Genomic DNA, 20,962 nt, shown 5'->3' on the forward strand with positions numbered 1-20,962 from the left:
GGGGAACGCCGGAACGGGGGATCGGTAGGCCTACGGCCAGTCGTCGCGCGAGGGCTCCTCGGCGGTCTCCGTCTCCTCGTCGTCGGTGGCGAGGGTCCACCCGGCGGCGTCGGCCGCGTCTTCGACGTGGAGGAACTCCCAGCCGGTCGCTTCGGCCATCGCCTCGTCCTCCTCGTCGACGCCGACGAAGACGTGCCGGTCCGTGTCGAACTGCTGGGCGATGTTCTCCAGGCTCTCCTCGACGCCGCGCGGCCCCGAGAAGAAGTCCTGCCGCACGCGGTGTTTCCGGGTGAAGTTCGTGACGACGTAGGTCGGCTTCTCGCTGACGACGCCGACGTACTCCGTCCACTGCCGGGCGTTGTTGAACACGTCGTTCGGGTCCGCGAGGGCCTTCAACGCCTTCAGCTCGAACGCCAGCGTCATGTCGGTAGATCCGCCACTGTCCATGGATCGATGTTCTCGCGGCGGGCGAAAACAACTTCGCTTCCGCGGTACCCCCGTCCCGCCGGAACCGGCCGCGAGGATCGACGCGACCGGTGGCCTGACGACCGACTCCACCGACCGAACGCGGCGACCGGCTCAGCGCGCCCGGACCTGGTAGTAGTCGGTGAACTTCACCACGTCACCGTCGTCGAGGTCGTCGGTCTCCGGTGCCGTCCGCGGCCGCCCCGCAAGCTCGCGGACGACCACCTGCGTCTCCTCGTCGAGCTCGTCGTAGTGGCGGACCCGCGCGTCCGCCGAGACCGTCCCGGTACGCCGGAGCCGCATGCGCCTGTTCGCCTCTCGAAGTGACATGTGTTACCATATAACACCATAATTCGTGATAAATCTGCCGGCGGCGCGAGCCGCCGCGAGACGTGCCCCGTCACGGTTCCGATCTGTCGTCACCGGTCCGAACGGGGGAGCGTGACCGTCACGACGGTTCCGCGGGGCGCCGCGTCGCGGACCGTCGCTTCGCCGCCAGACTGCTGGACCACCCAGTAGACGAGCCAGAGGCCGAGCCCGCTGCCGTGATACAGGGCGTCGATTGCCTCGCCGGTCTCTAACACGTCCCGGTTCATCCCGGTCAGCCCCGGGCCGTCGTCCGTGACGGTGACCGCGACGGCGTCCTCGGTCGCGGCGACCGCGACCTCCACGGTTGGGGAGCCGCGGTCGTGGTGGACGATCGCGTTCCGGACGAGCTCGTCTATCGCCCGGTCGATCCACGCCGTCGCCGACGCGCGAACCGGCCCGTCCGGCGTCGACGCGGTCACCGACGCCGCGGGGAACTCGTCGCCGATCCCGGCCGCGAGCGTCTCGACCGCCTCCGCCACGTCGACCGGCTCGGTCTCCGGCGGATCGCTCAACACCTCGGTTATCTGGTGGACCTTCTCGCTCGTCGACAGCAGCGCCTCGGCGCGCGCGACGACGTCGGCGGCCGCCGTCGCGATCGGACCGGCGGCTCCAGCCGCCCGCTCGTCGTCTGCGTCTGTCTCACGCGCTTGGGCGTCGTCGGCGATCTGCCGCGCCCGACCCCGGATCACGGTCATCGCGTTCCGGAGGTTGTGCTGGAGCACGCGGTCCACGACCCGGAGCTGGCGCGCCCGGTTCTCGCTGTCCGTCACGTCGCGGAGGACCCCGACGACGCCGACGGCGTCCCCGTCTCCTCCGTCGGGGTCGTCCAGCGGGTAGTACCGCACGTCGAACGTCCGCGTCCCGCGGCCCGGATGCGTCCGGGTCGCGCGGTACTCCACCGCTCGCCCCGCGAGCGCCCGACTCACCTGCCGCCGCACGTCGGGGTAGCGGTCGCCGTCGACGACGTCGGACAGCGTGAGCCCGGTGACGTCCGCGTCGTCGATCCCGTGGTACGTCCGGTACTGCTCGTTCGCGAACAGGAACCGCTCGTCGCGGTCGACCGCGGCGATCAGGTCCGTCGCGCCGTCGACCGCGCGCTCGAACCGCTCCAGGTCGGCCTCGCGCTCCTTGATCTCGGTGACGTCCCGACAGATCGCGAACGTCCCCGCGAGCGTCCCGTCGCCGTCGTAGTACGGGTACCGCCGGGTGCTGAACGTCGCCTCGCGACCGCTCCGCTCGAACGACGGCGACACCTCGTACTCGACCGGCTCTCCCGTCCGGAGCACCTCCCGTCGCCGTTCGTCGATCTCCGCGGCCGCCTCGGCGTCCATGAACGCGCTCTCGTCCTCGCCGTACAGCGCGTCGCGAGGGACCCCGGCGAACTCGCTCACCGCCTCGTTGAGCAGCTCGAAGCCGCCGTCGCGGTCCTGCAACAGGATCGGGTCGTCGAGCCGCTCGACGATGTCGCGGTACTGTTTCAGCTTCCACTCGGCCGCCTTCCGCTCCGTCACGTCGGTCTGGATGGCGACGAACCGAGACACGCTCCCCGCGTCGTCGAACACCGGTGCGATCGTCTGGTGGGCGTGGTAGCGGCTCCCGTCCTTCCGTCGATCGACGATCTCCTCTTCCCACACTTCGCCGGCGCGGAGCGTCTCCCACAGCGAGGCGAAGTACCCGTCTGACATCTCGCCGGAGCTGAGCACCGCCGGCGTCTCCCCGATCACCTCGGCGGGCTCGTAGCCGGTGTGGCGGACAAACGCCGGGTTGACGTACTCGATCGTCCCGTCGGTGTCGGTGACGTAGATCGCGTGGCCCGCGTGTTCGACGAGGTTCCGGAACGTCCGGAGCTCGCGGTCGCGAGCGCTCGGATTCCGCTCGCGGAACACGCCGGAGTACACGGTCTCGCCGCCGACCTCGTGCGCGTGAAACCGCGCCGAGAAGGCGCGCGTCTCCCCGTCGGCCGCCGCCAGCGGCACCGAAACGTCCCCCGCGTCGACGAGTCGCGCCGGGTCGCCGAGACGGTCGCGGAGCGAGGCCGCCCGCCGCCCGGCGGTCGCGTCCGGGATCAGCCCGCCGAGTCGACGGCCCGTGAGGGACGCGGCCTCGCGACCCAACGCGTCCTCGGCCGCCGGGTTGACGTAGACGATCGATCCGGCTCCGTCGACCGAGACGATCGGGTCCGCGCTCCCCTCGACGACGGAGGCGAAGAACTCGCCGTCCGGCGGGGAGGGCTCGTCGTCGCTTCCGGGAGACATATAATACGGATACGGCGTCGAGGAGGGAAAAGCTACTGACCGGCGCGTCGCTCGGGGATCGACTACTGCTGTTCGGTCGTCGCCGCGAGGTCGTCGACGGCGAAGCCGGGCTCCATCAGGAGGTCCGTCTGGTCGCTCACGTCGCGGCCCTCGCGCATCAGCTGTTTGAACGCGGACTGCGGCGAGAGGTCGCCGATGAGGACGCCCCCCACGATCTTCCCGTCCTTGAGCGCCACGCGGCGCCACTCGCCCTCCGCCGTGGTGGCCTCGACGGAGTCGTCGCCGAGCGTCGGGTGACCGAAGGAGAGGAACGGGAAGTCGAAGTGGGTGATCGAGTACGAGGAGACCCACTCGAACGCCTCGCTGCCGTGCTCGATCATGTTGCGGGCGGCGATCGTGCCCTGTTCCTTGGCCGACCCCCACGAGCCGTTCTTCGCCCGCTCGCCTAGGACTAGGTCGTTGAACGTGGTGATGTCGCCCGCCGCGAACACGTTGTCGACGTTCGTGCGCATGAACTCGTCGACGACGATGCCGTCCTCGGTCTCCAGCGGCGTGTCCTCGACGAGCTCGGTGTTGAAGTCGAGCCCGATGGCGACGCCGGCGAAGTCGCACTCGTAGCGCTCCCCGCTCGGGTCGACCGCGGCCGTGACGTGCCCCTCGTCGTCGACCTCGAAGTGGTCGACCCCGGAGTCGAAGACGGGCTCGACGCCGCGCTCGCGCATCGCGTCGTGCATGATCTCCGCGCCCTCCTCGGAGAGCGCGTAGCGCCACCAGCAGTCGCCGCGCATCAGGTACTTCGCCTCGACGCCCTGCGCGCCGCAGATAGCCGCAAAGTCGATACCCAGGAGCCCGGCGCCGACGATGACGGCCTTCTCGGCGCCCTCGACGCTCTCCTTGATCTTACGGGCGTCCTGGAACGTCCAGAAGTGGTGGATCCCGTCGGCGTCGGCGTTGCCGACCGGGAGCTGCTGGGGGGTGCCGCCGATCGCGAGCAGGAGGGAGTCGTACTCGAACGTCTCGCCCTCGTGGGTGCGGACCGCGTCGTTCTCGACGTCGATGTCGACGACGACCGTGTTGAGTCGGAGGTCCACGTCGTGGTCCTCGTACCACGATTCCTGGTGGATCGAGATCGGGGCCTCGGGGAGCTTTCCCTTCGCGTACTCCTTGATCAGGATCCGGTTGTAGAGGGACTCCCCCTCGTCCGTGAGAACCGTGATCTCGGCGTCGGGCGCTTCCTCGCGGAGCGTCTCGGCCGCGGACGCGCCCGCGATACCATCACCGATGATCACGTACGAATCGCTCATACGCGGGCGTTCGGATTCATGGTTAATGTGGGTTGTCATCCGTGTCCGAGACCGTGCGAATCCCCAGCAATGCCGGCCGACGGGGCGATCGACGGTCGCTCGGCGCGATCGGGACGCCACACATTCAAGAGCGTCCCGGCCCAATCACGGGTATGAAGATCCGGCAGAACATCCGTCACTGGGCCGCCAAGAAGGCGTTGACGACGCCGGTCGTCGGCGACGTGGCGAACGACAAGCTGGTCGACCTTCACACGAGCATCTTCCTCAACAAGGCCGACGAGGACCGCCGCGAGGAGCGTCGCGCCCACCTCGACAGCTTCTTCGACGCCACGATGGACACCTACGTCGCCGCCCTAGAGGCCGGCTTCCCGGAGGCGGAGGCCCGAGAGATCACCCACGTGCAGGCCAACTTCGACTTCTTCAACCACGGCTGGACGGAGATGATGGAGATCCCGGGCGACGAATTGGAGCCGCACTACCGGCGGTACGAGTCCTTCTTCGGCGCCCACGGGATCACGATCGACGACCCGCTCGGCGAGTTCCGACCCGCAGACGGCGTCGTCGACGCGCCCGAGACGCCCGAGAAGCTGGAGACACCGGAGTACGAGAACGCGCTGGCCGGCTTCGCCGACGACGTGTACGTCGAGACCGACGACGGGGAGACGGTCGTCGGCGGCGGGACCGAGGAGCCCGAGGAGGTCGACCCGTCCGCCGCGCCGGGGCTCGACGAGGACGAGGCGAGCGCCTGACCGGCAGTTCGCGACCCGGCGGGGACCGCGTCGCCGCCCCCGCCGCCCACGTTTATACGTCGCCGACGTGACTGGCCGACATGAACCGCGGGCAATCGTTTCTCCTCCTCCTCATCGGCTCGGTCGCGCTCCTGACGCTGTACATCATCAACCCCTTCATCGAGTACGTCATCGCCTCCGCGATCCTCGCGTACGTCCTCTACCCGTTCCACGTGCGCCTCTCGCGGCGGTTTCGGCGGTCGCTCTCCGAGCGAGTTCGGAGGTCGGTGGCGACCCGGCTGGGGAACATGCTGTCGGCGCTGGCCCTGATCGGCTCGTCGATCGTCGCCGTCATCCTGCCGCTCGCGTACATCTCGTGGGTGTTCGTCCGCGATCTCACGGAGATCGCGCGGGGGAACACCGACATCGACGTCGCGGCCATCGAGGCGGAGATCGCGGCGCTCACGGGCGAGCAGATCGAGGTCGGCGAGGTCCTCGCGACGGCCGGACAGGTGCTCGCCAACACGCTGTTCGGCGGGGTGGGCGGGATCGTCACCACCGCGATCCGCGCCTCGGTCGGGCTCTCGCTGGCGCTGTTCTTAGTCTACTACACCCTGCTCGACGGGCCGGCGTTCGTGCGGTGGCTCCGCCTGACGAGCCCCCTCCCGTCGAACGTCACCGCGGACCTCGTCGACCGCGTCGACGCGATGACCCGCGGGGTCGTGATCGGTCACATCGTCGTGGCGCTGCTGCAGGCGCTGGTCGCGGGGGTCGGGCTCTGGGCGGTCGGGATCCCGAACGTCGTCTTCTGGACCTTCGTGATGGCGGTGTTGGCGCTGGTGCCGCTCGTCGGAGCGTTCTTCGTCTGGGGGCCGGCGGCGGCGTACCTCGTCGCGATCGACGAGGTGACCGCCGGGGTGTTCCTCGCGGTGTACGGGGTCCTCGTCATCGCCATGGTGGACAACTACGCGCGCCCGATAGTCATCGACCAGCAGGCGCATCTGAACCCGGCGGTGATCCTCCTCGGCGTGTTCGGCGGGATCTACGCCATCGGGTTCACCGGGCTGTTCGTCGGCCCGATCGTCATCGGGGTGCTCGCGGCGACGCTGGAGACGTTCCGGGAGGACTACGACGTGATCTAGCGCGCGGAGGTCCTTTTAAATCGCTCGCGCGCGTATCTGGTGTCATGTCCACCTCCGCCGCCATGCGCCTCCCGGACCGCCGCGACGCGCTCCTCCTCGTCGCCGCCGCGGTCGCGGTCAACCTGATCGGGGCGGTCGGCGTCCCCTTCACCGCCGCCGAGAGCGCGTGGTTCGCCGGGCTCGACCTGCCCGCCTACTACCCGCCGAGCTGGGCGTTCGGCGTCGTGTGGCCGGTGCTGTACGCGCTGATCGGCGCCGCGGCCGCGCTCGTCTACCTCGGCGGTCGCGAGGGGGAGGGGCGCGCCGGCGGAGCGACGCGGCTCGCCCGCGACGCCCGGATCGCGCTCGTCCTGTTCGGCGTCCAGCTCGTCGTCAACGTCGCGTGGTCGCCCGTCTTCTGGGGGCTCGAACGCCCCGACCTCGGGCTCGTCGTCCTCGGGCTCCTGCTCCCGCTCGTGGTCGCGACGATCGTCGCGTTCGACCGGGTCGACCGGCGGGCGGCCCTCCTGCTCGTCCCGTACCTCGCGTGGAACTGCTTCGCGACCGCGCTCAACTACGGGATCTGGGCGCTGAACTGACGGGCCGGCTACTCCCCGTCCCTCACTCTTCCCGCGTGTCTCGACCGCCGCGCTCCTCGCCCTCCTCGAGCCGCGCCGCGACGAACTCCCGTTCCACCGGATCGAGGTCGCGGTCGCCGTCGCGGAAGGCGCGGAGTCCCGCCCGGTACCGATCCCCGCCCGACTCGTCTCTCGCGGCCGCCTCGCTGTCTCCATCGACCGCGGCCGTCCCGTTCTCCCCGTCGACCTCGGCCGTCCCGTTCTCCCCGTCGACCTCGGCCGTCCCGTTCTCCCCGTCGACCTCGGCCGTCCCGTTCTCCCCGTCGACCTCGGCCGTCGGCCGCTCTAACACCAGCTCGGCGATCCCGGTCCGCTCGCCCGTGTACGCGAAGCCGCACTTATAAAGCGCCGCGTAGGCGAACGGGTTGTTGACCGCGATCTTCACCCGGTCGTACCCGTCGGCCGCGAGCCGCGAGACCGTGCGGTCGACGAGTCGCGGACCGAGCCCCTCGCCGCGGCGCGCGACGTGGACGGTGACGTACCGGAGGCGACAGCAGTCGGGGTCGGTCCGGTCGGGCGAGAAGGAGACCGCCGCGACCACGTCGTCGTCGAACGCGCTCGCCTCGACGGCCGGCGGAAGCGGCTCGTCCGGCTTCCACTCCGGGACCGCGGGCGAGCCGTCGGGCGTCCGCAACACGGCCTTGCCCGGCGCGCCGACGACGAACTTGCCGGCGTAGGCGAACGCCCGGTAGTCGAGCCGCAGCGTCGCCCCCGATCCCGGGCCGCCGAGGAACGCGTACTCCATGCCGACCGGTACGGTGCGCCCGGATAAATGAACGGGGGCTCGCCGGGACCGGCATTTAAATATCGCCGCCGCCGACTCCCGCTATGTACGGCCTCGGCGACGTTCGCTTCTTCGACCGGATCGCCCCGCTGTACGACCGCGTCATGCCGCCGGCCGACGGCGAGGCGCTGGCCGCGGGGCTCGCCCACGCGACGCGGTCGATCGACCGACTGCTCGACGTCGGCGGCGGTTCCGGGCGCGCCGCTGCCGCGCTGACCGGTCCCGAGATCACCGTCGTCGACGCCTCGCTCGGGATGTTGGCGCGCGCTCGGGAGCACCGCGGGCTCTCGGGCGTCGCCGGAGACGCGGGGCGGCTCCCGTTCCGCGACGGGTCGGTCGACGCGGCCACGATCGTCGACGCGTTCCACCACCTGCCCGACCAGGCGGCCGCGGTCGGGGAGGCCGCGCGCGTGCTCGCTCCCGGCGGCGCGCTCGTGATCCGGGAGTTCGACCCGACGCACCCCCTCGGCAGAGCCCTCGTCGCGGGCGAGCACGCGATCGGCATGGAGTCGCGGTTCCGGGCGCCGGACGACCTCGCCGCCGCGCTCGCCGACGCCGGGTTCGACCCGCGGGTCGTCGACCGCGGGTTCGGCTACACCGTCGTCGGCGTCCGGGAGTGAGTCGGCGAGAGACGGCGGCGTGAGCGGGCGGCCTCGCAAGTCTGTCCGGTGCCGGGGACGCGGACGGGGCTGCCGTCGGAGCCGACGGTAACACGGGCCTCCACTAACAGGGTTATCGCGGTCACGCCACAACTCGCGACCGAATGGACGACAGATCCACGCGAACCTCCAGACGATCGGTGTTGGCCTCGGCGGGCGCGGCGCTCGCGGCGACGGCCGGCTGCCTCGGATCGACCGAGAGCGACGACGAGCGGCCGGCGGCGTACACGACGCCCGCGGCCGCCGAGTTCGACGGCGTCGTCGACAGCCAGTGGCTCGAATCGAACCTCGACGACGCGCACCTGCTCGACGTCCGCGACGAGGAGGCGTTCGGCGAGAGCCGGATCCCCGGCGCGTACCACTTCCCGAACGCTGAGATGCTGGACAGCTACGCCGAGGAGACCCCGGACGGGTTCGAGGCCTCGCCGGAGGCGATCGCGTGGACGCTCTCGGAGGCGGGGATCGAGCCCGACGACGACGTGGTGGTGTACGGCGCGGAGTCGAACCTCTGGGAGACGTACGCCATCTACACGCTCAACGCGCTCGGTCACCAGGGACGGGTCAGCCTGCTCGACGGCGGATTCACCGTCTGGGACGCCGCCGGCGGCGAGACCGTCTCCGAGGCGCCCGAGGCGCAGGAAGCGTCCTACGAGGCCGAACTCGACACCGGCGTGGTCGCGACGCGGGAGTTCGTCGCCGGCAACGTCGACGAGGAGGGCGCCGGGATCCCGATCCTCGACATGCGCTCGCCCGCGGAGTACTGGGGCGAGGACCAGCGCGGCGAGCTCGACCGGTTCGGCCACGTCACCGGCGCGACCAACCTCAACTTCGTCCAGAGCATCGACGACGAGGCCGGGCGGCTCCGATCCCCAGAGGAGCTGGAGACGCTGTGGATCGACGACGCCGGCCTCTCGCCGGACGAGACGGCGGTCGCCTACTGTCAGACCGCGATCCGCGCGTCGGTCGGCTGGTTCGTCCTCGACCAGCTCGGCTTCGAGGACGTTCGCAACTACGAGGGGAGCTGGGCCGACTGGGGCACGCTCTCCGAGGACGACGGCTACTACTACACCACCGGCGAGGACACCGGGACGGTCGTCGACACGTTCGCGTAAGTCGAATTCGTCGACGTCGGTGGCAGTTATTACAAGGACGGAGAGCCGATCAGCCGCCGACCGCGTCTATCGAGGTCCAATAGTACTGACCGTCGTATTCGAGATACGTGTTGTAACACTCTGTATCTAGTAATTCCGCACTTCCGTACACATCGTGGCTTCCCCTATCGTCGGAGTCGGTGTCCAGATCCCTTATCGCGTTCTCGACTTCCTCTTGTGCCCCCTCGGGGAGTTCCTCGAAGTGACAGCTGTTGTCTGGCTGATCGACGTCCTCCCTTGAGACGGTGACCACGTACGACGGACGGTCGCCGTCCGTTTCGGTGTCGTCGACTGTGGAACTGTTGGCTGCGGTGCTGTTCGGTGTCGTCGTGTTGGAGGTGTTGTCGGTTGGTTCTCCGCCGCGGTTCAGACATCCACCCAACCCGGCGAGAACGCCGCAAGAGACCAAAATCGCTCGCCGCTTCATGGGACGGTTCGAGCACGAAAGGATGTATGTTTTCGGTTCCGTATTTAAATGGGACACTCGTCGGCGTTCATCCGTGAGTCGCCGTTGGTACCGCAGACGGGACTGTTAGCAATGTCGTCCTCAAACTCTCATCGCCATCGGTTATAAACAACCGCCGACGGCGAGGACACCGCTAAAGCCCCAGCCCGCTTAGTACCGCAGCCTCACACCTCCCCAACCTCGCGGTTCGCGCTCTCCGAGCGCTCACCGCGTCCCTCGCGGGCTCCTCGCGCCCGGTGGGCGCTCGGAGGCGCGCCACAGCAACGTTCATTTATAAACAGTCGTCGCTCTCACGCTTGGCTATTTATATACCACGTTGCCAGCGACAGTCTGCAACACCCACTCCCGGTATAGACTGCAACCGGGATCAACTGAATTGCGGCACGTACCTCAAACGGATCTCTTCGCGGCGTTTCAGTCGTGCGAGTGACTGTGCGCGCCGTGGTCGTGGGCGGCGTCGTCGCCCTCGTCGTCGTGCGTGTGGTCCTGCCCGTCGGGGTCGGTCTCGCCGAGCACCTCCGCGCCCTCCCCGTCGATCATGTCCATATTCTTGAGGTTGTCCCGCTCCTCGAAGTCCTCGACGGCCTCCATCACGTCCTCCTGGGTGATCGTCATCCGGTCCTCGGTGAGCGCGCCGAGGACCGCCTCGCGGAGCACCATCCGGAGGTCAGAGCCCGTGAGCCCGGTCGTTCGGTCGGCGACCTCCTCGGGGTCGAAGTCCGCGATCTGCATCTCGCGGGTGACCACGCGGAGGATGTCCGCGCGCATGTCGCGGTCGGGCTTGGGGAAGTTGACGATCTCGTCGAAGCGGCGCCACGCGGCCGCGTCGAGCTGGTCCGGGTGGTTGGTCGCGCCGATGAGGAGGACCTCGTCGCGCACGAGCGACACCTCGTCGATCGACTTGAGGAGGGTGTTGACCGCGCGCTTCAGGGCGGCGTGCTCGTCGGAGCGCCGGGTCTTCGCCACCGAGTCGAACTCGTCGATGAAGAGGATACACGGGGAGAGTCGCTTGGCGACCTCGAACGTCTTCTCGACGTTCTTCGCGGTCTCGCCGAGGTACTGGCTCGTGATCATCGACATCTTCACCTCGACGAGCGGGATTCCGAGCTCGTGGGCGAGAGCCCGCGAGACTGTCGTTTTTCCGGTTCCGGGCGGGCCGACGAACAGGAGCTTCCCGATCTCGCGGAGGCCGATGCTCGCGAGGTACTCGCGGTGTTCGATCGCCTTGACGATCTTCTGGATCTCGCCCTCCTGGTCGCCGGTGAGCACGAGGTCGGCGAGCGTCGTCTCGATCTCCTCGGGCGCGCGGACGTTGACGAGGTCGAGCATCTCGCCGTCCTCGTCCTCGTCGAAGTACTCCTCGAGGAGCGCGTCGATCCAGACGCGGTCGGCCTGGATCGGGCGGACGCTGTCGCGCGCCTCCTCGTGGCTCACGGGCGCGTCGAGGTCCTCGGCGAGCTCGAGCGCGGCGACGATCGTCGGGTTGGCGGCGACCCGCTCGTCGTCGGCGTGGTCGCGATACCACTCCAGCGCCATGGCGGGCTGGGTCAGGGATATCTCGCCGGAGAACTCCGTCCGCTGGGTGAAGAGGAGGTCGGAGACGGCGTCCCAGGGGTGGTCGACGCCCGTCGCGGTGCGGGTCGTCTCGCTCGTCGCCTTGAGCGGCCGCTCGACGCCGCCCAGAGCGTCGTCGGGGGTGTCGTCGGACCAGAACACCTGCCGGAAGCGCGGCGGCAGGTCGTTCTCGTCGAGGTCGCGGTTCTCGGTGTAGAGGTGCGTCGTCAACACGAACTCGACGACGTCGAGCGCCGGGTCACTCATCCGCGCGACGTAGCCGCGGGAGGCGGTTAAGCGCGTCGAACCGCGGCCGCGAGCGGCGGCGAGGGAGGGACCGGAGCGCCGGTCCGCCCGCGGATCGCGCGGGCGCCGTATCGAACGCTTATTAGCCCTGGTGATCGACCTACTTCGCATGAGCTCCGAGGACGCGGCCGCGGCCGGCGATTCCGCCGGTGAGGCCGGCACCGACACGGACCACGAGAACGCGCTCCAGGACGTGATCGCCGTCGACCCCGACGACGTGGAGCAGGGGACGGTGAACCGGCTCGACGCCCACACCGGCGACGGGATCCGCCACCGGGCGTTCACCTGCCTCGTGTACGACACGGACGACCGAATCCTGCTGGCCCAGCGCGCGCCCACCAAGCGGCTGTGGGACGGCCACTGGGACGGGACGGTCGCCTCTCACCCCGTCGAGGGGCAGTCGCAGGCGGACGCGACCGAACAGCGCCTCGAGGAGGAGCTGGGGATCACTCCGGACCAGTACGACGACCTCCGGGTGACGGACAAGTTCGAGTACAAGCGCTACTACCCCAACGAGGGCGTCGAGTGGGAGGTCTGCTCGGTGCTGAAGGTGACCTTAGACGACACCTCCCTCGATCCCGACGAGGCGGAGATCGGCGGCATGCTGTGGGCCGACTACGAGCACCTCCACGAGAACCCGGCGTTGTACCGCCAGCTCCGCCTGTGCCCGTGGTTCGAGATCGCGATGCGGCGCGACTTCTCCTGACCGGCCCCTGAGCGGACCGACCGACCTTTTCGAGACCGCGATCGAAACGGCGACTTGAAGGCGCGCGGGCGACTCCGTCCGGTATGACCGTCGTCGCCGTGCTTGCGAAGCCGCCCCGCGAGGGGCTCGTCGCGACCGGGCTCGCGGAGTCGACGCCGCTGTCGACCGCCGAGGCCGCCGAACTGTACGAGGCGCTGTTCCGCGACGCCGTCCTCGCGGTCGACCGCTCCGGCGGCGAGCTCCTCGTGAACTACCCGGTCGACGACGACCTCCCGGCCGAACACCGCACAGACACCTCGCCCGAGGCCGAGCTGCGCGCCCTCGTGGCCGACACCCTCGGCGGCACCGAGGAGGTCCGGTTCGAGCGGCAGGTCGGGTCGTCGTTCGGCGCGCGCGCCGGAAACACTGTCACCCACCTGCTCCGCGAGGAGAACGCCGACTCGGTCGCGGTCGTCACCCCGCAGGCGCCGATGCTCTCGCGGACCGTCATCGACTCCGCCGCGATGAAGCTCCGGACGAACGAGGTCGTCCTCGGCCCCTCGACCCGCGGACGCACCTACTACGCCGGCTTCACCGCCCCCATCGACTTCGACGGCGCCTTCGAGGACCCCGGCCTCCCGACGCTCGCGGCGCGCGGGGCCGACGCCGACCTCGACGTGGAGTTCCTGGCGTCGTCGCCCTCGATGGTTGACGGGGACGACCTGCTCGACGCCGTCCCGCTGCTCCGCGCCCGGTTCGCCGCCGAGCGCGTGGTCCCAGACTACACCGCGGCGTTCGTCCACGAACACGGCCTCGACGTGGTGGTCGAGGACGGGGAGGCACGGGTCGTCCGAGACTGACACGGGTCAGAACTCCGAGCAGCGCGGCTCGAAACCCCGAAAAGGCTCGGCCGCCTATCGCCGGTAATGACCGACGAGAAGGAGGGCACGTTCCTCGTCACGCACGCCGAGAGCGACGCCGCGGTGCTGAAAGACGTCACCGACGGGCAGGTGCACACGCTGAGTTCGAACCCCGGGCTCGCGGTCGACGACGCCGTCGAGGCGACCGTCGCGCCCGACCCGCCGATGGAGGTCACGTATCGGGTCGTTGAGGTCGCCGAGCGGCGCTCCCTCTCGATCGAGGAGAGCGAGGAGCCCCCGACCGTCCACGAGCGCGAGCTCGCGGCCGAGACGGAGACCGGCGAGCTCGCCCGCGAGGAGCGCGCGGGCGTCGGCGAGGTACACGTGTTGACGCCGCCGGAAGCAGACACCGCGGACGCGGTCGCGGACGTGATCGACGACCGCGAGGCGACGCTCTCGCGGGCGGCCCGGCTCGGCGTGAATCGCGTCGAGATCCGGTCGGAGCCGGGCGTGGTCAGCGTTCGGTACCTGCCCTGAGCGCGGTACCGAACGGAGGGGCGGTCACTCTCGAGCGTCGGTCGAACACGACGGGCCGGCGGCGCTCTGGACGCGCCAGCCGCCGTCGACGTCACCCGGCCGCGTCTCGTAGTCGACTACCGTCGCGTCGGTGACGGTCGCCGCGCGTACCGGCTCTCCGTCGACCTCGACCCGCTCGACGCGGAACGGCACGTCGAGGCTGTCCCCGCAGCAGCCGACGTCGACGAACTCCTCGCGGGCGTCCCCGACGGCGACGCGGTCGAGGACCCGGGCGAAGTACCCCCGGTAGCGGTCCGTCTCGATCTGGTCGCGTCCCCAGTCGCTGAGCCCCTCCGGGTACGAGAGGACGACGCGGGTGGCGCTCGGTTCCATGCGTCGCGGTACGGTCCCTGCCGTCTAAGCCGTTGCGGCGCGGTGCGTCGCCCCGCGACCGACCGCGAGCGATCCCTGCGGACGGAACGCGCTCGCGAGTGAGTAAGAAGGCTTATTCGCGCCCGCGCAGGAAGCGGTATTTATGGTAGCGATCGAGGTACCGGAGGTCAACTACACCGAGTACTCGAACCGGCAGCTCGTGGCGGTCCCGCTCGCGGTCCTCGTTCTCTCGCTCGCCATCATCGGCGGGTGGTACCTGGTCACGGGCGCGCCGGCGAATCTCGGGTTGGAGTTCACGGGCGGCGTGGAGCTCCGGATCGCCGACGACGGCGGCGACGTAGAACAGCAGATCGAGACCGCGTTCGAGCGACAGCCCGACTCGGTCCGGTCGATCCCCGCGGACGACGTGTACGTGGTGACGTTCCGGGCGGCCGACGAGGACCCCGGTAGCTTGGCCGAGGACCTGTCCACACAGGCCGACGAGGCCGGCTTATCCACGAGCGCGATCGACCAGGTGTCCCCCAGCTTCGCGTCCGACACGGCCCGGACCGCGGTCTTCGGCGTCGCGCTCGCCTTCCTCGGGATGAGCGTGCTCGTGTTCGCGCTGTTCCGGACGTTCGTCCCGTCGATCGCGGTCGTCGCGTCGGCCTTCTCCGACCTGGTGGTTCCCATCGCGGTGATGAATCTCCTCGGGATCCAGATGACGCTCGGAACGATCGCGGCGCTTCTCATGATCATCGGATACAGCGTCGACTCCGACATCCTGTTGAACAACTCCGTGCTGCGCCGGACCGGCGACTTCTACGAGTCGGTGAGCCGCGCGACGCGGACCGGTGTCACGATGACGCTCACGTCGATGGCGGCGATGATCGTGATGGCGGTCGTCGCGTCGCTGTTCGGCGTCGATCTCCTCCGAAACATCGGGATCATCCTCTCCGTCGGCCTCTGTGCCGACCTGATGAACACGTACCTGCTGAACGTCTCGCTGCTTCGGTGGTACAAGTTCGAGGGGGTGAAAAACTGATGCTCGAACCCATCAAGAACAACTGGCGGATCCTGCTCTTGGTCGTCGTCGTGCTCGGCGCGACGGTGGCGCTTTTCGCGCCGCAGTTCGGCCCCGAGACCGCTCCCGGCGAGGACGTCTCCGAGGCCCAACAGGGCGTCACGAACCTCCAGTACGGGCTCGACCTGGCGGGCGGGACCCGAGTCCGGGCCCCCCTCGTCGGCTACACCGCCACCGAGGTCGACTTCGGCGGCGATCAGCCGGACGACGTCGCTAGCGCGATCGCGGGCGAACTCGAGAACGCCTCGGAGAGCGATATCACCGCAGTCCCCGAGGAGAACGCGGTCGACGTCACGGAGCCGTCGGTCACCGAGGCGCAGTTCAGGGCGGCGATGGACGCCTCGGGATACGCCTACGAGGACGTTCGCTCCGGCGTGACTCAGGAGACGCGGGACGTCGCGCAGGGGATCATCCAGGACAAGATCGACCAGACCGGGCTCTCCGGCGGGACGGTCCAGCAGGTCCAGTCGCTCAGCGGCGAGTACTTCATCCTCGTCGAGGTGCCCGGGGAGAACCGAAGCAGCGTCACCAGCCTGCTCGAAGAGCGCGGGACCGTCCAGATCGACATCGCGTACCCGACCGACAACGGGACCGCCGTCGAAGAGGAGGTGCTGACGCAGGACGACTTCGCGGAGCTCGGCTCCGCGGCCCAGAGCGACCGGGGCACCGGAGCGTACGTACCGGTGACCGTCCGGAACACCGCGCCGGAGGGCGAGCAGTCGCCCGCCCACAGCTTCCAGCAGGCGGTCGCCGACCGCGAGTTCGCCGAGGAGTACAACTCCGACCTCGACCAGTGCGACTACAGCGAGAATCCGGACGACGTGAGCAAGCCGTGCCTCCTCCTCACCGTCGACGGCGAGGTCGTCAACTCCTTCGGGATGGACGCCGAGCTCGCGGACAACATGGCGAGCGGCTCGTGGGCCACCGACGGCGGCTTCCGGCTCACGACGAGCGAGTTCAGCGAGGCCGAGCGGATCGCCATCAACCTGCGCGCCGGCGCGCTCCCGGCCGACCTCGACATCAGCGGACAGGGGACCTCGCGGTCCATCTCGGCGTCACAGGGTGAGAACTACAAGAACTACTCGCTGGTGACCGGGGTTCTCGCGGTGTTCGCGGTCGCCGGCATGGTGTTCCTCCGCTACCGCGAGCCCGCGGTGGCGCTGCCGATGATCGTCACGGCGCTCGCCGAGGTGTACGCGCTGCTCGGCTTCGCCGCGCTGTTGAGCTACCCGGTCGAGCTGGCCGTGATAGCCGGCTTCATCGCGGTGGTCGGGACGGGGGTCGACGACCTCGTGATCATCGCCGACGAGGTGATGAGCGAGGGCGAGGTGAACTCCCGGAAGGTGTTCAACTCCCGGTTCCGCCGCGCCTTCTGGGTGATCGGTGCGGCCGCGGCGACGACGATCATCGCGATGTCGCCGCTGATGGTGCTGTCGCTCGGGGACCTGTCAGGGTTCGCGATCTTCACCATCCTCGGCGTGCTGATCGGCGTCCTGATCACCCGCCCCGCGTACGGGGACATCCTGCGTCGCCTGCTGACGGTCCGGTGAGGCGACGCGGGCGGTGCGCCGGGTCGTTCGGCTCGCCGAAGAAAGCTAAGAAGTCGACAAACTATTACTTTAGACCCTTCTAAATTGACCGTGACGACCGACGACCGCCTCGGAGCGATCGGTGTGGCCGGCCCGACCGGCAGGCGAAACCGGACGACAGTCGCCGTGCGGGCGGGGACGCTCGGGCGGTCGGTTCTGACCGGCGAACGGAGGGAGCGGGGGAGCGCATGACCGCCTACTCGGAGATCCTGATCGTCGCGTTCGTGGCCCAGTTGGCCGTGCTCCCGGGCGAGAAGGTGCAGTTCATGATCGCCGCGCTGTCGACGCGGTACGACCCGAAGGTGGTCGTCGCCGCCGCGGGGTCGGCGTTCGCCGGGTGGACGGCGGTGGAGATCGCCTTCGGGCAGGCGCTGCAGTCGGCGCTGCCGGGGATCGTGCTCGACGCCGTGACCGCGGTCCTGTTCTTCGTCTTCGCGTACCTCCTGTACCGGTCGATGCCGGACCGGAGCCAGGGGCGCGTCACCGCCGACGGCGACGACCCAAGGGAGGTCGATTCCGCCGCCGACCCGAAGACTGTCGATTCCGACGACGACGACGCGAAGACTGTCGATTCTGCTGACGGCGACGACGCGAAGACTGTCGATTCTGCTGACGGCGACGACCCGACGGCGGCCGATTCGGGTCCGACGCCGAACGACGCGACCCTCGAGGCGTTGGACTCGGTGACGCTCCCCGGCCCGCTCGACCGGTACGAGGGATCGCTCGGCGGCTTCCTCCCGATCTTCGTGCTCATGGCCACCGGGGAGTTCGGCGACAAGACGCAGCTGGTCACGATCGGGCTGGCGGTGCAGTACGGGGTGACCTCCGCCATCTGGGTCGGCGAGATGCTGGCGATCATCCCGATCAGCCTCGCGAACGCGTACTTCTTCCACACCTTCGCCCACCGGTTCGACATGCGGCGGGCACACCTCGCGTCCGCGGGGCTGTTCGCCTTCTTCGGCGCCGACACCGTGCTCTCCATCGTCGCCGGCGTCTCCGTCTGGGAGACGTTCATCGGCGCCGTGAGCGCGGCGGCCGCCGGGCTGGCGTAGGTCGTCGAGCGCCTCCGGGACCACGGGCTAAAATTCGTCCAATCCGGACTGCTCGGCGGCCGCCAACACGTCGTCGCAGGTCGCCCACGACCGCCGGGCGCAGTCCGGCACCTCGCCGTGGTCGTCGACGTGGGCTCGGAGGAACGACCGCGTCGTCGGATCGCTCGGATAGCCGCTGCCGACCCCGTCGTACGCGGCGTACTCCGCGTCGACGGCGGCCATCCGTTCGTCGCGGGCCACCTTCGCGACGACGCTCGCGGCGCCGACGACCGGGTCGTCCTCGTCGGCGCCGTGGGCGGCCGACACGTCGACCGCGGGGAGGTCAGTGTCGGTGGTAGCGGAGCCCGTCCCGGCCACGAACTCCCCCAACCGACGGGCGAACCGCGACTCGCTGGTGTCGCCCGCGTCGGCGACGACGCGGACCGGTTCGTCGAGGTCGGCGGCGACCGCGCCGCCGAGCGCAGCCCGAGCCGCCCGAGCCTGTCCGCGCACGGTGAGCGTGTTCATGTCCGTGTCCGGGCGGTCGATCTCGGCGGGTTCGACGAACGCGACGCCGACGGCGACGCGGTCGGTCGCCCGGATCGCTTCGTCTATCGACTCGCGGCGAGCGGGAGCGAGCCGCTTCGAGTCGTCCACGTCAGCCGGGAGGACCGACGGGTCGGCGAGCACGGCCGCGGCGACCATCGGTCCGAGCACGGGGCCTTTTCCGGCCTCGTCGACGCCGAGATACACGCGTCGCTCGTCGGCTCGGACGGGTAAATAGGTTCAGAAAGCGGTCTGGCGCGCGGCGAACGGGGAGCCGTTCAGTCGAGGAGGACCGCGTTGACCTGACCGGTCTGGCCGGGGCGAGAGGTGACGCGGGCGCGGCCCGCGGACGTCTCGATGATGGCGCCCTTGGTGACGATGTTCCGGCGGGCGTAGTTGACGTTGGAGGGGTTGTCGACGACGTTCTCGATCTCGGCCTCGCTGACCTCGTCGCCGTCGGCGACCTGCGCGACGTTCGTCGAGAGCGCGCGGACCTTCTTCTCGTTGCCGCGGGAGTCGATGTACTGGACCCGCGTCTCGCCGACGGTCGTCTCGGCGGGCTCGCGACCGAGCTGGTGGCGCTTCTTGTTCGAGGCGTGCTTGAGTCGGCCGCCCGTCCGCTTGCGCGTGGAGCGTCCCTGGTCTTTCATACAGGGACGAACACCCAGCGAATACTTGAAGCGTTCGACTCGTGCCGGCGGCGAGGCGGCCGAGACCGGCGACGAGGCGGGCCCGACGCCGGCGACGCGCCGCGATCCGACCGGTCAGGTGAACCGCCCTTCGAACTCCCGGATCCCCTCGTCGGTGCCGACCACGACGAGCTCGTCGTCCGTACCGATCCGGGTGTCGGGACCGATCTGCGTCACGGTCTCGTCGTCCCGCTCGATCGCGATGACGGTACAGCCGGTCGCCTCGCGGACGTTCGCTTGGCCGATGGTCCGCCCGGACAGCCGCGGCACGCGACTCCTGACGACCTCGATCTGCTGGTTGAGCGAGAGCACGTCGCGGTCCTCGATGACGGTCGAGGCGGACAGCCGCCCGGTGACCGTCGCGAGCGAGAGGACGTAGTCGGCGCCGGCCCGGTGCATCTTCCGGACGCTCGTCGCCTCCTCGACGCGGGCGAGAACCTGCGTGTCCGGCGCCAGATCGCGGACCACGAGCGTCGTGAACTCCGTCGTGGTGTCGTTCGGCAGCGCGAGCACGACCGTCTGCGCCGTCTCGACGCCGGCGTCGCGCAGCGTCTCCGGTTCGGTCGCGTCGCCGACCACGTCGACGCCCTCGGCGTCTTCCCGGTCGACGACCGTGACGGGGAGGTCGGCGTCCGCGACCGTCTCGGCGACGGTTCGCCCGACCTGTCCGTACCCGATGACCACGGTCTCGCCGGCTCCGAACCGGCGCGTACCGGAGTTCGTCAGATCGACGAGCCGCTCCAGCTGGTCCGACCGCCCGGAGACGAGCAGGACCGTTCCGGCCGACAGCGTCGCGTCCGGCGGGGGCGCCGCCTCGAACTCGCCGTTGAACCACGCGCCGATCACGTTGACGCCGGCCCGCTCGCGGATCCCGCTGTCGGCCAGCGTCGAGCCGGCCAGCGGGCTGCCGTGCGGCATCGACACCTCCGACAGCCGCAGCGAGTCGCCGATGGCGACCGCCTCGCCGAGATCGGTCTGGAGCGCGGTCGTCACCTTCGCGGCGAGGCTCTCGCCGAGCAGCGACCGCGGCGAGAGCACCTCGTCCGCGCCGGCGAGGCGGTGGTACCGCTCGCGGTCCGGGTCCTCGACGACGCTGATGACGCGCAGGTCCGGCGCCAGCTCCTTCGCGGCGAGCACGATGCTCGCGTCCACCTGGTCGGAGACGTCGGTCACGAGCGCTCGCGCGGCGGTCAGGTTCGCGGCCGCCAACCCCTCCGTGGACTCCGGATCCGCGCAGACGACGCTTCGCCCCGCCTCGTGGAGCCGCACCGCGCGGTCGGCGTTCGGCTCGACGATCGTGTACGGGATATCGCGCGAGTCGAGCTCCTCGATGAGCGCCGCCGACCGCGACGTGTCCGAGCAGACGACGACGTGTCCGGTCCGGTCCCCGTCCACCGACGTGGGGGCGGTCGTCGAGAACGCCTCCTCCAAGAGCGGCGTCACCACGACGGGTAACGCGCCGATCAGGAGCACCATGCCGACGAGGTCCATCACGGCGATGAACGCGTTCAGCCGCTGGCTCTCCCACGGCGAGTCCCCGCCGAACCCGGTGGTCGTGAACATCTCGATCGAGAAGCGCATCGCCTCGATCATCGTGACCGCGTCGCCCTCGTACGCCCGCATCCCGTAGCGGTAGACGACCGCGGTGAAGATCAAGACGAAAAGAACGAAGGCGAAGTATCCGCCGGCGCGGCGCTTCCACGTGTCCATCGGGCTGCCGTACGCGACCCATCCACAAAAACGGGGCGCGTTCCGCGGCGTCCCGAGCGGAAGTTCGATGGTTTAAGTCC

The 20,962-nt window shown here is 69.6% G+C and carries 22 protein-coding genes; 11 read left to right on the top strand and 11 right to left on the bottom strand.

The features are described 5' to 3' along the window. Positions 1–30 precede the first annotated feature (30 nt). The 4 genes from C469_RS10830 to C469_RS10845 form a co-directional block, all read right to left on the bottom strand. Positions 31–447, bottom strand: coding sequence for a DUF7124 domain-containing protein (locus C469_RS10830; protein ID WP_008006554.1), 417 nt, complete (start codon positions 445–447; stop codon positions 31–33). Between the two features lie 132 nt (positions 448–579). Next, positions 580–795: a hypothetical protein gene (locus tag C469_RS10835; protein ID WP_241430010.1), complete on the bottom strand. Its 216-nt coding sequence runs from the start codon at positions 793–795 to the stop codon at positions 580–582. 89 nt (positions 796–884) lie between these two features. Next, complete coding sequence (locus tag C469_RS10840) at positions 885–3,089, bottom strand: PAS domain-containing sensor histidine kinase (protein WP_008006560.1); 2,205 nt, start codon at positions 3,087–3,089, stop codon at positions 885–887. A 62-nt stretch (positions 3,090–3,151) separates the two neighbouring features. After that, positions 3,152–4,393, bottom strand: coding sequence for an NAD(P)/FAD-dependent oxidoreductase (locus C469_RS10845; protein WP_008006562.1), 1,242 nt, complete (start codon positions 4,391–4,393; stop codon positions 3,152–3,154). A gap of 152 nt (positions 4,394–4,545) precedes the next feature. Here C469_RS10845 and C469_RS10850 point away from each other — a divergent pair, with 152 nt between their 5' ends. The 3 genes from C469_RS10850 (at position 4,546) to C469_RS10860 (ending at position 6,841) form a co-directional block, all read left to right on the top strand. Then, on the top strand, positions 4,546–5,142 hold the full coding sequence (locus tag C469_RS10850; RefSeq protein WP_008006564.1) for a DUF6149 family protein: 597 nt from the start codon (positions 4,546–4,548) through the stop codon (positions 5,140–5,142). 80 nt (positions 5,143–5,222) lie between these two features. Further along, entirely contained in the window at positions 5,223–6,263 is a 1,041-nt protein-coding gene (locus C469_RS10855; RefSeq protein ID WP_008006566.1) for an AI-2E family transporter, read from the top strand. A 44-nt stretch (positions 6,264–6,307) separates the two neighbouring features. Then, positions 6,308–6,841, top strand: a complete 534-nt coding sequence (locus C469_RS10860; RefSeq protein ID WP_008006567.1) for a TspO/MBR family protein — start codon at positions 6,308–6,310, stop codon at positions 6,839–6,841. Between the two features lie 22 nt (positions 6,842–6,863). Here the strand turns inward: C469_RS10860 and C469_RS10865 are convergent, their stop codons facing one another. Then, positions 6,864–7,625 (bottom strand): GNAT family N-acetyltransferase, encoded by a 762-nt coding sequence (locus tag C469_RS10865; RefSeq protein ID WP_008006570.1) that lies wholly within the window; start codon positions 7,623–7,625, stop codon positions 6,864–6,866. An 83-nt stretch (positions 7,626–7,708) separates the two neighbouring features. On the opposite strand from C469_RS10865, the gene C469_RS10870 reads away from it, so the two are divergent. Further along, positions 7,709–8,284 (top strand): class I SAM-dependent methyltransferase, encoded by a 576-nt coding sequence (locus C469_RS10870; protein ID WP_008006571.1) that lies wholly within the window; start codon positions 7,709–7,711, stop codon positions 8,282–8,284. 143 nt (positions 8,285–8,427) lie between these two features. Then, the gene (locus C469_RS10875; RefSeq protein WP_241430011.1) at positions 8,428–9,435 is read left to right on the top strand and encodes a sulfurtransferase; all 1,008 of its coding nucleotides are present in this window, start codon (positions 8,428–8,430) and stop codon (positions 9,433–9,435) included. Positions 9,436–9,484: 49 nt separating this feature from the next. On the opposite strand, the gene C469_RS10880 is transcribed toward C469_RS10875, so the two are convergent. Further along, positions 9,485–9,901, bottom strand: a complete 417-nt coding sequence (locus tag C469_RS10880) for a hypothetical protein (RefSeq protein WP_049911320.1) — start codon at positions 9,899–9,901, stop codon at positions 9,485–9,487. 453 nt (positions 9,902–10,354) lie between these two features. Beyond that, the gene (locus C469_RS10885) at positions 10,355–11,761 is read right to left on the bottom strand and encodes an ATP-binding protein (protein ID WP_008006577.1); all 1,407 of its coding nucleotides are present in this window, start codon (positions 11,759–11,761) and stop codon (positions 10,355–10,357) included. Between the two features lie 148 nt (positions 11,762–11,909). Between C469_RS10885 and C469_RS10890 the strand changes: the two genes are divergently transcribed. The 3 genes from C469_RS10890 (at position 11,910) to C469_RS10900 (ending at position 13,882) form a co-directional block, all read left to right on the top strand. Continuing rightward, positions 11,910–12,506, top strand: coding sequence for an NUDIX hydrolase (locus C469_RS10890; RefSeq protein ID WP_008006579.1), 597 nt, complete (start codon positions 11,910–11,912; stop codon positions 12,504–12,506). 83 nt (positions 12,507–12,589) lie between these two features. Further along, entirely contained in the window at positions 12,590–13,345 is a 756-nt protein-coding gene (locus C469_RS10895; protein WP_008006581.1) for a DUF2064 domain-containing protein, read from the top strand. 66 nt (positions 13,346–13,411) lie between these two features. Beyond that, positions 13,412–13,882, top strand: a complete 471-nt coding sequence (locus C469_RS10900) for a DUF5812 family protein (RefSeq protein ID WP_008006583.1) — start codon at positions 13,412–13,414, stop codon at positions 13,880–13,882. A gap of 24 nt (positions 13,883–13,906) precedes the next feature. Here C469_RS10900 and C469_RS10905 read toward each other — a convergent pair whose 3' ends face one another. After that, positions 13,907–14,254 (bottom strand): hypothetical protein, encoded by a 348-nt coding sequence (locus C469_RS10905; RefSeq protein WP_008006585.1) that lies wholly within the window; start codon positions 14,252–14,254, stop codon positions 13,907–13,909. Positions 14,255–14,396: 142 nt separating this feature from the next. Here C469_RS10905 and secF point away from each other — a divergent pair, with 142 nt between their 5' ends. The 3 genes from secF to C469_RS17520 all read left to right on the top strand — a co-directional run bounded on the left by secF (position 14,397) and on the right by C469_RS17520 (position 17,958). After that, positions 14,397–15,278, top strand: a complete 882-nt coding sequence (gene secF / locus C469_RS10910) for a protein translocase subunit SecF (RefSeq protein WP_008006587.1) — start codon at positions 14,397–14,399, stop codon at positions 15,276–15,278. Beyond that, positions 15,278–16,867, top strand: coding sequence for a preprotein translocase subunit SecD (locus C469_RS10915; protein WP_008006590.1), 1,590 nt, complete (start codon positions 15,278–15,280; stop codon positions 16,865–16,867). The genes secF and C469_RS10915 overlap by 1 nt, the downstream gene beginning before the upstream one ends. A 227-nt stretch (positions 16,868–17,094) precedes the next feature. Beyond that, the gene (locus tag C469_RS17520; RefSeq protein ID WP_008006591.1) at positions 17,095–17,958 is read left to right on the top strand and encodes a TMEM165/GDT1 family protein; all 864 of its coding nucleotides are present in this window, start codon (positions 17,095–17,097) and stop codon (positions 17,956–17,958) included. 27 nt (positions 17,959–17,985) lie between these two features. Here C469_RS17520 and rnhB read toward each other — a convergent pair whose 3' ends face one another. From rnhB to C469_RS10935, 3 genes are all read right to left on the bottom strand, one after another. Then, complete coding sequence (rnhB, locus tag C469_RS10925) at positions 17,986–18,690, bottom strand: ribonuclease HII (RefSeq protein WP_008006592.1); 705 nt, start codon at positions 18,688–18,690, stop codon at positions 17,986–17,988. Between the two features lie 71 nt (positions 18,691–18,761). Continuing rightward, positions 18,762–19,133, bottom strand: a complete 372-nt coding sequence (locus C469_RS10930; RefSeq protein ID WP_008006593.1) for a 30S ribosomal protein S8e — start codon at positions 19,131–19,133, stop codon at positions 18,762–18,764. A 114-nt stretch (positions 19,134–19,247) separates the two neighbouring features. Further along, positions 19,248–20,882, bottom strand: a complete 1,635-nt coding sequence (locus C469_RS10935; RefSeq protein ID WP_008006594.1) for a potassium channel family protein — start codon at positions 20,880–20,882, stop codon at positions 19,248–19,250. Positions 20,883–20,962 lie beyond the last annotated feature (80 nt).

This window comes from Halorubrum lipolyticum DSM 21995 (genome assembly GCF_000337375.1).
Taxonomy (GTDB): Archaea; Halobacteriota; Halobacteria; order Halobacteriales; family Haloferacaceae; genus Halorubrum; species Halorubrum lipolyticum.

Bases quoted from the DNA above. Each gene is read 5' to 3' on its own strand.
- C469_RS10830 (WP_008006554.1), bottom strand. From the start codon at position 447: ATGGACAGTGGCGGATCTACCGACATGACGCTGGCGTTCGAGCTGAAG.
- C469_RS10835 (WP_241430010.1), bottom strand. From the start codon at position 795: ATGTCACTTCGAGAGGCGAACAGGCGCATGCGGCTCCGGCGTACCGGG.
- C469_RS10840 (WP_008006560.1), bottom strand. From the start codon at position 3,089: ATGTCTCCCGGAAGCGACGACGAGCCCTCCCCGCCGGACGGCGAGTTC.
- C469_RS10845 (WP_008006562.1), bottom strand. From the start codon at position 4,393: ATGAGCGATTCGTACGTGATCATCGGTGATGGTATCGCGGGCGCGTCC.
- C469_RS10850 (WP_008006564.1), top strand. From the start codon at position 4,546: ATGAAGATCCGGCAGAACATCCGTCACTGGGCCGCCAAGAAGGCGTTG.
- C469_RS10855 (WP_008006566.1), top strand. From the start codon at position 5,223: ATGAACCGCGGGCAATCGTTTCTCCTCCTCCTCATCGGCTCGGTCGCG.
- C469_RS10860 (WP_008006567.1), top strand. From the start codon at position 6,308: ATGTCCACCTCCGCCGCCATGCGCCTCCCGGACCGCCGCGACGCGCTC.
- C469_RS10865 (WP_008006570.1), bottom strand. From the start codon at position 7,625: ATGGAGTACGCGTTCCTCGGCGGCCCGGGATCGGGGGCGACGCTGCGG.
- C469_RS10870 (WP_008006571.1), top strand. From the start codon at position 7,709: ATGTACGGCCTCGGCGACGTTCGCTTCTTCGACCGGATCGCCCCGCTG.
- C469_RS10875 (WP_241430011.1), top strand. From the start codon at position 8,428: ATGGACGACAGATCCACGCGAACCTCCAGACGATCGGTGTTGGCCTCG.
- C469_RS10880 (WP_049911320.1), bottom strand. From the start codon at position 9,901: ATGAAGCGGCGAGCGATTTTGGTCTCTTGCGGCGTTCTCGCCGGGTTG.
- C469_RS10885 (WP_008006577.1), bottom strand. From the start codon at position 11,761: ATGAGTGACCCGGCGCTCGACGTCGTCGAGTTCGTGTTGACGACGCAC.
- C469_RS10890 (WP_008006579.1), top strand. From the start codon at position 11,910: ATGAGCTCCGAGGACGCGGCCGCGGCCGGCGATTCCGCCGGTGAGGCC.
- C469_RS10895 (WP_008006581.1), top strand. From the start codon at position 12,590: ATGACCGTCGTCGCCGTGCTTGCGAAGCCGCCCCGCGAGGGGCTCGTC.
- C469_RS10900 (WP_008006583.1), top strand. From the start codon at position 13,412: ATGACCGACGAGAAGGAGGGCACGTTCCTCGTCACGCACGCCGAGAGC.
- C469_RS10905 (WP_008006585.1), bottom strand. From the start codon at position 14,254: ATGGAACCGAGCGCCACCCGCGTCGTCCTCTCGTACCCGGAGGGGCTC.
- secF (WP_008006587.1), top strand. From the start codon at position 14,397: ATGGTAGCGATCGAGGTACCGGAGGTCAACTACACCGAGTACTCGAAC.
- C469_RS10915 (WP_008006590.1), top strand. From the start codon at position 15,278: ATGCTCGAACCCATCAAGAACAACTGGCGGATCCTGCTCTTGGTCGTC.
- C469_RS17520 (WP_008006591.1), top strand. From the start codon at position 17,095: ATGACCGCCTACTCGGAGATCCTGATCGTCGCGTTCGTGGCCCAGTTG.
- C469_RS10930 (WP_008006593.1), bottom strand. From the start codon at position 19,133: ATGAAAGACCAGGGACGCTCCACGCGCAAGCGGACGGGCGGCCGACTC.
- C469_RS10935 (WP_008006594.1), bottom strand. From the start codon at position 20,882: ATGGACACGTGGAAGCGCCGCGCCGGCGGATACTTCGCCTTCGTTCTT.